Annotated in this window: 13 protein-coding genes; 9 read left to right on the top strand and 4 right to left on the bottom strand. The window is 70.2% G+C overall.

Annotated features, from left to right (window positions below; translation table 11 throughout):
• Positions 1-58: 58 nt before the first annotated feature.
• From ACFVDO_RS07305 to ACFVDO_RS07295, 3 genes are all read right to left on the bottom strand, one after another.
• A complete protein-coding gene (locus ACFVDO_RS07305; protein ID WP_378855352.1) occupies positions 59-1,228 on the bottom strand; it encodes an ABC transporter ATP-binding protein in 1,170 nt (389 codons plus the stop codon).
• Between the two features lies 1 nt (position 1,229).
• Positions 1,230-2,840: an LVIVD repeat-containing protein gene (locus tag ACFVDO_RS07300; RefSeq protein ID WP_378855354.1), complete on the bottom strand. Its 1,611-nt coding sequence runs from the start codon at positions 2,838-2,840 to the stop codon at positions 1,230-1,232.
• Positions 2,841-2,969: 129 nt separating this feature from the next.
• On the bottom strand, positions 2,970-3,926 hold the full coding sequence (locus ACFVDO_RS07295) for a LysR substrate-binding domain-containing protein (RefSeq protein WP_378855356.1): 957 nt from the start codon (positions 3,924-3,926) through the stop codon (positions 2,970-2,972).
• A gap of 83 nt (positions 3,927-4,009) precedes the next feature.
• Here ACFVDO_RS07295 and ACFVDO_RS07290 point away from each other — a divergent pair, with 83 nt between their 5' ends.
• From ACFVDO_RS07290 to kynU, 9 genes are read left to right on the top strand one after another with little or no spacing between them, the layout of a single operon-like run.
• Entirely contained in the window at positions 4,010-5,518 is a 1,509-nt protein-coding gene (locus ACFVDO_RS07290; RefSeq protein WP_378855358.1) for a 2-hydroxymuconic semialdehyde dehydrogenase, read from the top strand.
• Positions 5,515-6,318, top strand: coding sequence for a 2-keto-4-pentenoate hydratase (locus tag ACFVDO_RS07285; protein WP_378855360.1), 804 nt, complete (start codon positions 5,515-5,517; stop codon positions 6,316-6,318). The genes ACFVDO_RS07290 and ACFVDO_RS07285 overlap by 4 nt, the downstream gene beginning before the upstream one ends.
• On the top strand, positions 6,315-7,244 hold the full coding sequence (locus ACFVDO_RS07280; protein ID WP_378855362.1) for an acetaldehyde dehydrogenase (acetylating): 930 nt from the start codon (positions 6,315-6,317) through the stop codon (positions 7,242-7,244). Before ACFVDO_RS07285 ends, ACFVDO_RS07280 begins: the two co-directional genes overlap by 4 nt.
• Positions 7,241-8,287: a 4-hydroxy-2-oxovalerate aldolase gene (dmpG, locus tag ACFVDO_RS07275; protein ID WP_378855364.1), complete on the top strand. Its 1,047-nt coding sequence runs from the start codon at positions 7,241-7,243 to the stop codon at positions 8,285-8,287. Before ACFVDO_RS07280 ends, dmpG begins: the two co-directional genes overlap by 4 nt.
• Complete coding sequence (locus ACFVDO_RS07270; RefSeq protein ID WP_378855366.1) at positions 8,284-9,042, top strand: 2-keto-4-pentenoate hydratase; 759 nt, start codon at positions 8,284-8,286, stop codon at positions 9,040-9,042. Before dmpG ends, ACFVDO_RS07270 begins: the two co-directional genes overlap by 4 nt.
• On the top strand, positions 9,039-9,479 hold the full coding sequence (locus tag ACFVDO_RS07265) for a RidA family protein (RefSeq protein WP_378855368.1): 441 nt from the start codon (positions 9,039-9,041) through the stop codon (positions 9,477-9,479). The genes ACFVDO_RS07270 and ACFVDO_RS07265 overlap by 4 nt, the downstream gene beginning before the upstream one ends.
• On the top strand, positions 9,476-10,000 hold the full coding sequence (locus ACFVDO_RS07260) for a 3-hydroxyanthranilate 3,4-dioxygenase (protein WP_378855370.1): 525 nt from the start codon (positions 9,476-9,478) through the stop codon (positions 9,998-10,000). Before ACFVDO_RS07265 ends, ACFVDO_RS07260 begins: the two co-directional genes overlap by 4 nt.
• Before the next feature lie 6 nt (positions 10,001-10,006).
• Positions 10,007-11,029, top strand: coding sequence for an amidohydrolase family protein (locus tag ACFVDO_RS07255; protein WP_378855372.1), 1,023 nt, complete (start codon positions 10,007-10,009; stop codon positions 11,027-11,029).
• Complete coding sequence (gene kynU, locus ACFVDO_RS07250) at positions 11,029-12,303, top strand: kynureninase (protein WP_378855374.1); 1,275 nt, start codon at positions 11,029-11,031, stop codon at positions 12,301-12,303. The genes ACFVDO_RS07255 and kynU overlap by 1 nt, the downstream gene beginning before the upstream one ends.
• Before the next feature lie 120 nt (positions 12,304-12,423).
• Here the strand turns inward: kynU and ACFVDO_RS07245 are convergent, their stop codons facing one another.
• Positions 12,424-13,134, bottom strand: coding sequence for a GntR family transcriptional regulator (locus tag ACFVDO_RS07245; RefSeq protein ID WP_378855376.1), 711 nt, complete (start codon positions 13,132-13,134; stop codon positions 12,424-12,426).
• Between the last annotated feature and the right edge of the window lie 5 nt (positions 13,135-13,139).

Here is a 13,139-nt window from a genome sequence, read left to right as displayed (position 1 = left end):
CTGATGTCCTCTCTGACATCGTTCGGGTGTGTGTTGCGGGATGGTGCTCTGTGCAGGGTCAGTCGGTCAGCACACGACAGGCGTGCGGCGCGAGTTCGAGGAAGACCCGGTCCCCCTCGCGCGGGCTGTTCAGCGGCGCGCCGCGGCCGACGATGCGGCCGACGACCTCGTCGCCCGAGCGCACCTCGGTCTCGTACTCGACCATCTCGCCGAGGAACTCGACGCGCACGACCTGCGCGGCGACGACGTTGGGCCGGTCGACCGGGGATGCGTGCCAGCGCAGGCTCTCCGGGCGGAAGGTGAGCGTGACCTCGTCGCCGACGCCGACGCCGACGGGCACGGGAGTGGTCAGACGGGTGGCGACCGCCTCGACCGAGGCATCCCCGGCGCCGTCGACCTCGCGCACGACGGCGGGGATCATGTTCACCCGCCCGACGAAGTCGGCGACGAAACGGTCGGCGGGCTGGTCGTACAGCTCGCGGGGCGCGGCCTCCTGCACGATCCGGCCGCCGTTCATGACGGCGACCCGGTCAGACATGGACAGCGCCTCGGACTGGTCGTGCGTGACGTACAGGGCGCTGATGCCGAGCGAGCGCTGCAGGCTGCGCAGCTCGTTGCGCATCGTGTCGCGCAGCTTGGCGTCGAGGTTCGACAGTGGCTCGTCGAGCAGCAGCAGGCGCGGCCGGTGCGCCAGCGCACGCGCCAGCGCCAGCCGCTGCTGCTGCCCGCCGGACAGCGCCGTCGCCGGACGCTGGGCGAGGTGATCCAGCTGCACGAGCTCCAGTGCCTCCATGGCGCGCTTGCGCGCCTCCTGCTTCGGGATGCGGTTGCTCGACACCTGCAGCGGGAACACGGCGTTGGCGAAGACGGTCATGTGCGGCCAGATCGCGTAGTTCTGGAACACCATGCCGATGTCCCGCTTGTCGGGGCTGACGTGCACGGTGCCGGTCGAGATGGTCGTCCCGTCCAGCGAGATCACTCCGCCGTTGCTCTTCTCCAGACCCGCCACGCAGCGCAGGGTCGTCGTCTTGCCGCATCCCGACGGTCCGAGCAGCGAGTAGAACGTGCCGGGCTCGATCGTGAAGGTGACGTCCTTCACGACCGGCACCGGTGCACCGTCGAGCTCGTAGTCCTTCTTCAGGGCGTCGACCACGAGCCGGCCTCCGGCGGTGGCATCAGGCGTCTTCACGGACTCCCCCTTCACGGCGGTCTCGAACATGACGGTCATGTCACGCTTCGGCGGGCAGCCCGACGACAGGCTCGCCCAGCAGGGTCGTCGACACCGCGTAGATGCCGTGGTTCGCGAACAGCCAGATGATGTTGCGGTCCCATTCGACGAAGATGCCGTGCACGGGCGCGGCCATGTCGTCGTCCTCCTTCAGACCCATCGGCGGCACGAAGTACGCACCGACCTTCGGGTTCTCGGGGTCGCGGACATCGAAGATCTGCAGCCCGCCGGCGTAGAACGCGTAAGGGATGACGTTGCCGTGCGGCGTGCCGGTGTTGGTGAAGTAGCCGGAGCGCTTCGGCCCGAACGAGCCGCGGCGCTGCGCGTAGTCGGTGAACTTCGCATCCGCCGGCGGAACCGGGCGGGGCAGCGTGCGCACCACGCGCGGGTTCGTCGGGTCGCTGACGTCGATCTGGTAGATCTCCTTGGCCGGCTCGTAGCAGTCGGTGTTCATCGGGTAGCCCGAGACGTAGACGTAGCCGGTCTCCTCGACCTGCGTCGTGTCGACGTTGTCGCCCTCGGTGCCGGCGACGCTCACGGGCAGGTGGCACCAGCCGACGTGGTGGATGTTCGCCGGGTCGCTGACGTCGAGCACGAAGAAGCCCTGTCCGCCTTGGGCGGCGTAGGCGTACTTGTAGCCGGACTCCACCGAGCGAGGCATGAACACGCCCATGCGCGAGCCGAACCAGGAGGTCTTGTTGTTCCAGCGCTCGTTGGTCGCGAGGTACTCGGAGTCAGTCTCCTCGCCGGCGCGGGAGCCCGGCACCCACCAGGTGGAGAGCAGTTCGGGCTTGGCTGGGTCGGAGATGTCGTAGGCGGCATGGCCGGCGGTCCACAGCGTGGTCTTGTAGGGCTGGTTCGTGAAGGTGTTGTCGGGTGCAGTGGCGACGAACAGGTACTTGTCGCCGTAGTACACCGGCAGGTCGAGCACGCCGTTGCCCTCCTGGATCTCGTCCGGCCCGTGGTTCGGGTCGGTGGAGACTTCAGTCAGGACGGTCCAGTCACGCGGGCTCGGGCCGTTCATCTCGTAGGTGCGGAAGCCGCGCAGGCCCTCCCACTCCTTGAGCTGGCCCTCGACGGTGTCGTCGATCCACTTGTTGGCGACGCGCCCCTTGAGGAAGTAGCGCGGCGTCTCGCTGGCCTGCACGGCGATGTGCTTGCCGAGCCGCTCGTTGTACTGCACGGTGACCGCACCGAACTCGGGCCGCGGGTCGCCCCATCCCCACTGCTCCTCGTCGACGATCGTCAGTGCCCGCGGATCGGTGATGTCGTAGAGCTTCCAGTGGTTGCCGCCGCCGTAGTGCAGCATGTAGCGCTTGCCGTCGAAGTCGTAGATGCACTGCCAGGAGTGGCTGGTGTTGACGACGATCGGATAGAAGGCCTCGGCCTTCGCGTTCAGGGTGTAGGTCTCCTGGTCGTAGTGCTCGAGCTGGCCGGGCCAGTCGACGAAGACGTCACGGGGCACGGACGGCGTGTGCGCGGGCGGCAGGAAGGTGCCGTCGGGCTGCATGCCCCACGAGGAGGGGTCCGGGTCGGACGGTTCCCCTTCGACTCGCTGGAAGTCCTCGGGACGGTACTTCTTCGCGTTCGGCACGTAGGGTGAGCCGGCCATGTCGCCTCCATTGGCTGATTCGGGTGGGGTTCGTCACGACGTCGTGTCGTCCCCTCAGCGTCGTCCGGAGGTAACGATGCTGTCCAATATCCATATCGGTCACAGCCATGACCGAATGGGCATACCGGCTCAGCGCCGGGGGTGCGAGTACTCCCGCTCCAGCTCGGCGATGCGCGCACCCTCCTCCCGCAGGTGGGCGAGCAGCGCGGCAGCTGCGGATGACGGTGCGCGGTCCTTCGGCATGGTGACGCCGACGGCCCGGCGGATCGAGCTGAGCGGGGTGGGAAGCAGGCTCAGCTCGCGGTCATCCGTCGCGATGAACATCGGCAGCGCCGCGATCACGTCGGTGTTCACGAGCAGGTTGCGCAGCGTGAGCATCGAGGTGCACTCCACGCGGTCGGGCGGCAGAGGAAGGCCCTCGTGGAAGAACACCGCCTCGAGCTCAGCGCGCAGCGCGGTCTGCGCGACAGGGAAGATCCACGGGTAGGCGAGCAGCTCGGCCAGCGACTCCGCCTTCACCGTCCCGACCACCGGATGCCCGGCCCTGGCCACCAGGCGGATCGGTTCGTGGTGCAGTCGCTCCTGCTCCAGCCTGCCCGGCACCGTCGGCGATAGCCGCCCCACCGTGAGATCGAGATCGCCGCTCAGCAGCAGCTGCTGCAGGTGGTCGGGCGTGCCCTCGCGCACCACCACCGTCAGGCGCGGATGCTCGCGCTTCAGTCCTGCGATCGCTCGCGGCAGCAGCAGGTTCGACCCGGCCAGGTGCGTGCCGACGGTCACGGTCCCGAGCTGCCCGGACTGCAGGAGGCGCACCTCCTCGCCCGCGGCGCGCAGCTCCGCGAGCACGGAGCGGGCGCGCTCGATGAACGCTGTCCCGTACTCCGTGGGCACCACGCCGCGCGGCATCCGTTCGAAGAGCGGCACGCCGAGCACCTCCTCGAGCTCGCGCAGGCCGCGCGTGACGACGGGCTGGGTGATGTGCAGCGCCTCGGCGGCGCGGACGAGGGTGCCGGCGTCGGCGACGGCGGTGACGAGGACGAGGTGCCGGATCTTGACCCGGCCGTCCAGGATTCGATCGGTGGCCATGACGGTGACTATAGCCGTATGGGCATGGCAACTCATCAAGAGAGTATTTGTCGGCATCCCTCGCCGCTTCCTAGCCTGAGCACATGGTCCCCGAGACGATGACGCCTCCCCTCCCCTCCGCCGAGCGCGGCCGGGAGCCGCGAGCGATCCGCAACATGATCGCCGGCGAGCCGGTCGACGGCACCCGCACGTTCCTCAAGGTGAACCCGGTCGACGGCAGCGTCATCGGCGAGGTGCACGAGGCCGGCGCCGAGCAGGTCGACCGCGCGGTCGCCGCCGCGCGCGCAGCCTTCGACGGCCCCTGGGGACGGATGCCGGTGGCCGAGCGCGCCCGCCTGCTGCGGCGCGTCGCCGACGCGATCGACCGCCGCGCAGACGAGCTGGTCGCCGCCGAGGTCGGCGACACCGGCAAGCCGGAGACCCTGGCCCGCGACCTCGACGTCGCCCGCGCCGCCGCGAACTTCCGCTCCTTCGCCGACACGGTGTCCACGGCCGGGCTCGACTCGTACCTCACCGATCTGCCCGACGGGCGGCACGCCCTGAACTACGCCGTGCGCAAGCCGCTCGGCGTCGTCGCCGTGATCGTGCCGTGGAACCTGCCCTTGCTGCTGCTCACCTGGAAGCTCGCCCCGGCACTGGCCACGGGCAACACCGTGGTGATCAAGCCCTCCGAGGAGACGCCCTCGTCGGCGACGCTGCTCGCCGAGATCCTCGCCGAGGCGGGCGTGCCGGCCGGCGTGGTGAACGTCGTGCACGGGTTCGGCACCGACTCCGCGGGCGAGATGCTCACGCGGCATCCTGGCATCGACGGCGTGACCTTCACCGGCGAGTCCTCGACCGGCTCGGCGATCATGCGCGCAGTGTCGCCGCGGGTGCGCCCCGTCTCGTTCGAGCTGGGCGGCAAGAACGCCGCCGTCGTCTTCGCCGACGCCGACCTCGACGCCGCGATCGCGGGTCTGGCGCGTTCCACCTACCTGAACACCGGGCAGGTGTGCCTGTGCACCGAGCGCATCTACGTGCAGCGCGCGATCTTCGACGACGTCGCGGCCGGCCTCGCCGAGCAGGCCTCCCGCCTGCGCCTCGGCCGCCCGGAGAACCCGGCGACCACCACCGGTCCCCTGATCTCACAGACCCACCGCGAGAAGGTGCAGTCGTACCTGAAGCTGGCCGTCGAGGAGGGCGCGACAGTGCTCGCCGGCGGCGGCGTCCCCACCCTGGGCGACGGTCTCGACGCCGGCTCCTGGATCGAGCCGACCCTGTGGACAGGGCTCGACAACTCGCACCGGGTGGTGCGCGAGGAGGTGTTCGGCCCGGTCGCCGCTCTCATCCCGTTCGACACCGAGGACGAGGCGATCGCGCTGGCGAACGACACCGACTACGGCCTCGCCGCGGTGACCTGGACCACCGATCTCAGCCGCGGCCACCGCGTGGCACAGCGCATGAACGTCGGCATGTCCTGGGTGAACACCTGGTACCTGCGCGACCTGCGCAGCCCGTTCGGCGGCGTCGGCCTCTCCGGCATCGGCCGCGAGGGCGGCACCCACTCGCTCGACTTCTACACCGAGCCGACCAACGTGTGCGTGCAGCTGTGAGCGCGGCATCCGGCGTCGAGGGCGCAGCCGTGCGGCTGCGCGAGGCCGCCGAGTCCGGCATCCCGTGCGCCCCGGTGCGCGACCTGCTCGGCGAGACGGATCAGGATGCCGCCTACGCGGCGCAGTCCGTGGAGACCGATCGCCGTATCGCGGCCGGTGCGCGCATCGCGGGCCGCAAGATCGGGCTCACCTCACTGTCGGTGCAGGCGCAGTTCGGCGTGTACTCTCCGGACTACGGCGTGCTCTTCGACGACATGATCGTCGCCGACCGCGAGCCTCTCGATCTGGGTCGTTTCCTGCAGCCGCGCGTCGAGGCCGAGGTCGCCTTCGTGCTGGGCCGCGACCTGGACTCCCCCACCGCGAACGTCGCCGACGTGCTGCGCGCGACCGAGTTCGTGCTGCCCGCTATCGAGGTCGTCGACTCGCGCATCGCCGGGTGGGACATCCGCATCACCGACACCATCGCCGACAACGCGTCCAGCGGAGCCGTGGTTCTCGGCACCACGCCCCGGTCGCTGGACGGCTTCGACCTGTCCGCGCTCGGCATGAGCCTGGACCGCGACGGCGAACCGGTGTCGACCGGGTCCGGCGCCGCGTGCCTGGGCAGCCCGGTGATCGCGGTCGCCTGGCTGGCACGCGCGGTCGCCCGGCACGGCCGCCCGCTGCGCGCGGGCGAGGTCATCCTGTCCGGCGCGCTGGGTCCCATGGTCGCGGCGTCCGCCGGCGTGTACCGCGCCCGCCTCGACGGCCTCGGCGAGGTGCGCGCGGACTTCATCCCCTCGGAAAGGACGGCGGCATGAGCGTCGGCGTGGCGATCATCGGCTCCGGCAACATCGGAACCGACCTGCTGATCAAGATCAAGAGACTCTCCTCCTCGCTGCACGTGGTCGCGATGGTGGGCATCGACGAGGCGTCCGACGGGCTCGCCCGCGCACGCCGGCTCGGCGTCGCGACCACGCACGAGGGCGTCGAGGGACTGCTGCGGATGCCGGAGTTCGACGATGTCGCGCTGGTGTTCGACGCCACCTCGGCGGGAGCGCACGCGCGCAACGCCGCGCTGATGCGCGAGCACGGCCGGCTCATGGTCGACCTGACGCCCGCCGCGATCGGACCCTACGTCGTCCCGGTGGTGAACATCGACGAGCACCGCGGCGCCGAGAATGTGAACATGGTCACCTGCGGCGGGCAGGCCACCGTGCCGATCGTCGCCGCCGTGTCGCGGGTGGCGCCGGTCGCCTACGCCGAGATCGTGGCGTCCATCGCCTCGAAGTCGGCCGGCCCTGGCACTCGGGCCAACATCGACGAGTTCACCGAGACCACCGCCCGCGCGATCGAGCAGGTCGGCGGTGCAGGCTACGGCAAGGCGATCATCGTGCTGAACCCTGCCGAGCCCCCGCTGATGATGCGCGACACGGTGCTCTGCCTGGTGGAGGCCGACGTGGACGAGGACGCGGTGCGCGACTCCATCCAGCGGATGATCGCCGATGTCAGCGACTACGTCGGCGGGTACCGCCTGAAGCAGCAGGTGCAGTTCGACGCCGTCGACCACGCCTACGTGCCGGCGCTGGACCGCCCGTTCCGCGGGACGAAGGTCACCGTGCTGCTCGAGGTCGAGGGCGCCGGACACTACCTGCCGGAGTACGCCGGCAACCTCGACATCATGACCAGCGCCGCCCTGCGCACCGCGGAGCACCTGGTCGCGAACCGAACGGAGGCGGCGGCATGAAGGTCTACGTGCAGGATGTGACCCTGCGCGACGGCATGCACGCGGTCGGGCACAGCTACTCGACGGGCGACGTGCGCGCGATCGCCGGCGCACTGGATGCCGCGGGGGTCGACGCCATCGAGGTCGCCCACGGCGACGGACTCGGCGGCTCGAGCGTCACCTACGGTCACGGCGCCGCCACCGATCTGCAGTGGATCGAGGCCGCGGCATCCGTCGTGAAGAACGCGAAGCTGACGACGCTGATCCTGCCCGGCATCGGCACCATCGACGACCTCGAGCGGGCCCGCGACCTGGGTGTGCGGAGTGTCCGCGTCGCCACGCACTGCACCGAGGCAGACGTCTCCGCTCAGCACATCGCCTGGGCGCGTGAGCACGGCATGGACGTGTCGGGCTTCCTGATGATGAGCCACATGAACGACCCCCGGTCGCTGGCCGAGCAGGCCAGGCTGATGGAGTCCTACGGCGCGCACTGCGTCTACGTCACCGACTCCGGCGGCCGGCTGACCATGAGGGATGTCGCCGACCGCGTGGACGCCTATCGCGAGGTGCTGCGTCCGGAGACGCAGATCGGCATCCACGCACACGAGAACCTGTCGCTGTCGGTGGCGAACTCGGTCATCGCCGTCGAGCACGGCGTGCACCGCGTCGACGCCTCGCTGGCCGGGCAGGGTGCGGGGGCGGGCAACTGCCCGATCGAGCCGTTCATCGCCGTGGCGAACCTGCTCGGCTGGGAGCACGGCTGCGATCTGTTCGCCCTGCAGGACGCCGCGGAGGAGCTGATCCGTCCACTGCAGACCCGCCCGGTGCGCGTCGACCGCGAGACCCTCACCCTCGGCTACGCCGGGGTGTACTCCAGCTTCCTGCTGCACTCCGAGCGCGCCGCGCAGCGGTACGGCCTCGACACCCGCGACATCCTCGTCGAGCTCGGCAGGCGCCGGATGGTCGGCGGCCAGGAGGACCTCATCGTCGACGTCGCGCTGGACCTGGTCGCGGCACGTGATGGTGCGGCAGAGAACGGTGCAGCAGAGAACGGTGCGGCATGAGCACGGAGATCGCGGCTCTCGCCGCACGTCTCGACGGCGCCCAGCAGGATGCCGCCGCGATCGAGCAGCTCTCCGCCGGCGGCGCGATCGGGCTCACCGACGCCTACGCCGTGCAGCACGCGCTGCTGGCCCGCCGGATCGCGCGCGGCGAGCGGGCCGTCGGCCTGAAGCTGGGGTTCACCAGCCGTGCCAAGGCCGTGCAGATGGGCGTCGACGACATCATCCTCGGCAGCCTGACGGACGGGATGCGCGTCGGCGACGGCGGTGTGTTCGACCCGGCATCCGCCATCCATCCGCGCATCGAGCCCGAGGTCGCGTACCTGCTCGACCCCGAGGATCCCACGCGCGTGACGGCGGTCGCGCCGGCGCTCGAGATCATCGACTCGCGCTACCGCGACTTCCGCTTCGATCTGTCCGACGTGGTCGCCGACAACACCTCCGCCTGCGCGTTCGTGATCGGCGAGTGGCGCGATCCGGCCGAGGCCGGATCTCTCGGCAATCGCGCGGTGCTGCTCGAGATCGACGGACGCCTGGTGCAGACCGGATCCACCGCAGCGATCCTCGGCGACCCGGCGCGCGCTCCGCAGGCCGCGCTGCGGCTGGCATCCGCTCAGGGTTTCCCGGCGCACGCCGGCGGCATCCTGCTCGCCGGTGCGGCGACCGCCGCGGTCGAGGTGCCCGCGCAGGGCGTCGTCGAGGCGACGATCACCGGGCTCGGCCGCGTGTCGGTACGCATCGAAGGAGGAGCACGATGAGCGAGGGCGTCATGGTCGCCGGCAAGGCGACCCCGCGCGGGCGGTTCCCGCACGCCAAGGTCGCAGGGGCGATGGTGTTCGTCTCGGGCACCTCGAGCCGCCGTCCGGACAACACGATCGCCGGCGCGGACGCCGACGAGTTCGGAGCCACCAGACTGGACATCGCCGTGCAGACGCGCGCGGTGATCGAGAACATCCGCGAGATCCTCGCTGCCACGGGCTGCGGGCTGGAGGATCTCGTCCAGACGACCGCGTTCCTGGTCGACATGAACGACTTCGCCGAGTACAACGCCGTCTGGGCCGAGTACTTCGACGAGCAGGGTCCGGCACGCACGACGGTCGCCGTGCATCAGCTGCCTCACCCGCACCTGCGCATCGAGATCCAGGCGATCGCGATGCGTCCGCAGAACCCCGTTGTACTCAAGGAGGAGAAATGACCACCATCCCACCCGTCATCGATTTCCCGGCGTGGATCAAGGAGAACGAGCACCTGCTCCAGCCTCCGGTGAACAACAAGCAGGCGTTCATCCCGATGAACGACTTCATCGTGCAGGTCGTGGGCGGCCCGAACCAGCGCACCGACTTCCACTTCGACCCCTATGAGGAGTGGTTCTACCAGTACAAGGGGAACATGCACGTCAACATCCAGACGGATGAGGGCCTGCGGCGCATCGACATCCGCGAGGGCGAGATGTGGCTGCTGCCCGGCAACGTGTTCCATTCCCCGCAGCGCCCGGAGGCCGGCTCGATCGGCATCGTCATCGAGCGCATCCGCGAGGAGGGCACGCTGGAGAAGTTCGCCTGGTTCTGCCCGGAGTGCAACACCAAGGTGCACGAGGTCGAGCTGCAGGTGCGCGACATCGTCGAGGACCTGCCGCCGGTGTTCAAAGCGTTCTATGAGAGCGAAGAGGGCCGCACCTGCCCGAGCTGCGGCGCCATCCACCCCGGCAAGGGTTGATCAGAGTTGGGCACGATCGACGTCCACACGCACTTCGTGCCGGCATCCTGGCCCGACCTGTCCGCACAGGTCGGGCCGGGTCTCTGGCCGACGCTCCGGGTGGACTCCGAGCGCGAGGCGATGATCATGCTCGGCGAGACCGAGTTCCGCCGCATCGGCGTCGAGTGCTGGGATGCGCAGACCCGGCTCGCCGACATGGACGCCGACGGCGTGGACATGCAGGTCGTCTCGCCGACGCCGCTGTTCTTCTCCTACGACAAGACCGGCGACGAGGCGGTGAAGGTCGCCCGCATCTTCAACGATCTCGCGCTGGAGATCTGCGCACCCGCCCGTGACCGGCTCATCCCGTTCGCGCAGGTTCCGCTTCAGAATCCGGATGCCGCGTGCGCGGAGGCCGACCGGGCGATGGCCTCCGGCCATGCCGGGGTCGAGATCGGGAACCACGTCGGCGACCGCGACCTCGACGACGAGGGCACGGTGACGTTCCTGCAGCACTGCGCGGGCTCCGGCATCCCGGTGTTCGTGCACCCCTGGGACATGCCGGGCTCGCCGCGACTGGACCGCTGGATGGCCCGCTGGCTGACGGGCATGCCGGCCGAGACGCATCTGTCGATCATCGCGATGATCCTCGGCGGGGTGTTCGACCGTGTGCCGCCGACGCTGCGGCTCGCGTTCGCGCACGGCGGCGGGTCGTTCGCGTTCTGGCTCGGCCGTTTCGAGAACGCGTGGCAGCAGCGCCCCGACGTCATCGGCGTCAGCGAGCGCCCGCCGGCGGAGTACCTCGACCGGTTCAGCGTCGACTCCGTCGTCTTCGACCCGAATGCTCTGCGGATGCTGGTGGACACCCTCGGCGCGAGCCAGGTCATGGTCGGCAGCGACTACCCCTACCCGCTCGGCGAGCGCCCGGTGGGCGGTGTGGTGGAGCGCGCCGAGTTCCTCGATGACATGCAGAGGCACGCCATCCGCCGCGGCAACGCCCTGCGCTTCCTGAATCTGCACGCCGACGTCCTGAGTGAGAGGACCCCGTGATGACCACGACCGACACCCGCCCCGCGATCGACCGCGGCACCTGCGAGGCGCTGGACGCCGCCGACCCGCTGGCGCCGTTCCGTGAGCGGTTCGACCTTCCCGAGGGCGTCGTCTATCTGGACGGCAACTCGCTGGGGGCGCTGCCGCGCGACACCCCGGAGTTCGTGCAGCACGTGATCCGCGAGGAGTGGGGCACGGGCCTCATCCGCAGCTGGAACGATGCCGGCTGGTTCGACAAGCCGCAGGCGGTCGGCGATCTGGTGGCCCCGATCGTCGGAGCGGGCGCCGGTGAGGTGGTGCTGGGCGACTCGACCTCGGCCAGCCTGTTCCAGGCCGTCGTCGCGGCCGCCAGGCTTCGGCCCGGCCGGCGCACGATCGTGGCGGAGCGCGGCAACTTCCCCACCGATCTGTACATGCTCGAGAGCGTTCAGGAGCTGCTCGGCGGCGCGGAGCCGCTGCAGCGCCGGCTGATCGCCGACGACGGTCCGACCCTCGACGAGGTGCTCGACGACGACGTGGCGGTGGTCGTGCTCACGCACGTCGACTACCGCACGGGGCGGATGCACGACATGGCCGAGGTCACCCGCAGGGTGCACGCCGCCGGCGCGCTGGTCGTGTGGGACCTCTGTCACAGCGCCGGCGCGGTGCCTGTGGACCTGCGCGGCGCCGACGCGGACTTCGCCGTCGGATGCACCTACAAGTACCTCAACGGCGGGCCGGGTTCGCCGTCGTTCATCTGGGCGGCGCGGCAGCATCAGGCTGATGCCCGCCCCGCGCTGACCGGATGGCACGGGCACGCCAGGCCGTTCGACTTCACGGTCGGCTACGCGCCCGCCGCGGGCATCACGCGGTTCCGCGTCGGCACACCGCAGTTGCTTTCGGTCGCAGGTCTCGAGGCGTCGCTGCGCATGTGGGCCGAGGTCGACATGGCGGAGGTGCGCGAGAAGAGCCTCCGGCTCACCGAGCTGTTCATCGCGCTGGTGGATGCCCGGCTCAGCCCGCACTGGGACGTCGAGGTGGTCACGCCCCGGGAGTCCGCACGGCGCGGCAGCCAGGTGTCGCTGCGGGTCGCCGACGGCTATCCGATCATGCAGGCGCTGATCGAGCGCGGCGTGATCGGCGACTTCCGCGCCCCCGACCTGATCCGATTCGGGTTCACCCCGCTGTACACGTCGCACGCCGACGTGTGGGACGCCATCGCGGCGCTCGAGGACATCCTCCGCACCGAGGCGTGGCGTGAGCCGCGGTTCTCGCAGCGCGGCGCGGTGACCTGAGGACGCGCGTTCCATCTGCAGGGCGGATGCCCGAATGCAGGGCCGGATCATAAGATCCGGCCCTGCATTCGCGTATCGGCCCTGCGTTCGTCGTGCACCCGGGCGCGGGCGCGGGCGGGCTCAGGCGGGCTCGCCCAGGAGGGCGAGAACGCCGTCGCGCACGTGCTCGAGGTGGTGCGCGAGCACGGCATCCGCCTTCTCCGCGTCGCCGGAGGCGATCACCTCGACGAGCTCCTCGTGCGAGTGCCGGTGCCCCTCGGTGGAGACCATCCGCCAGCCCAGCACGTAACGGCCGAGCTTGAGCCGCAACTGTTCGATGAGCTCCCACTGAAGCGGGCGCGCGGTGGAGTCGTACAGCGTCGCATAGAACTCCGAGCGCGCCTCGACGAAGTCGCCGCCCTCGGAGGTCGCGTCCGCGGCACCGGCCAGTTCGCGCAGCCGCGTGATGCGCTCCGGCGTCATCTCGGCCATCGCCAGGCGCAGCGCCTCGCGCTCGAGCACCGAGCGCAGGTGGTAGACCTCCGTGGCCTCCGACACCGACAGCGTGCGCACCATCGCACCGCGGCGGGCATGGAACTCGACGAGCCCGTCGGACTCGAGCTGAATCAGCGCCGAGCGGATCGGCAGCCGCGAGATGCCGATCGCGTCGGCGAGGGTCTCCTGCCGCAGCTTGGTGCCGGGAGGCAGGGTGCCGTCAAGAATGCCCTCGCGGATGATGTCGTAGGCCATCTCCCCCACTGAGCGGTAGCCGGCGCCGTGTCGTCGGGCGATCTGCTGCAGGGCATCCACCCGCTGCTGGGGTGTGGACGCGTCGTCACCGGATGTGGCCATGCTCA

The sequence above is a fragment of the Microbacterium sp. NPDC057741 genome (genome assembly GCF_042798735.1).
In the GTDB taxonomy this organism is placed as follows: Bacteria; Actinomycetota; Actinomycetes; order Actinomycetales; family Microbacteriaceae; genus Microbacterium.
Note: the sequence above shows the minus strand (reverse complement) of the source record. Positions and strands in the feature narration are given on the sequence as shown.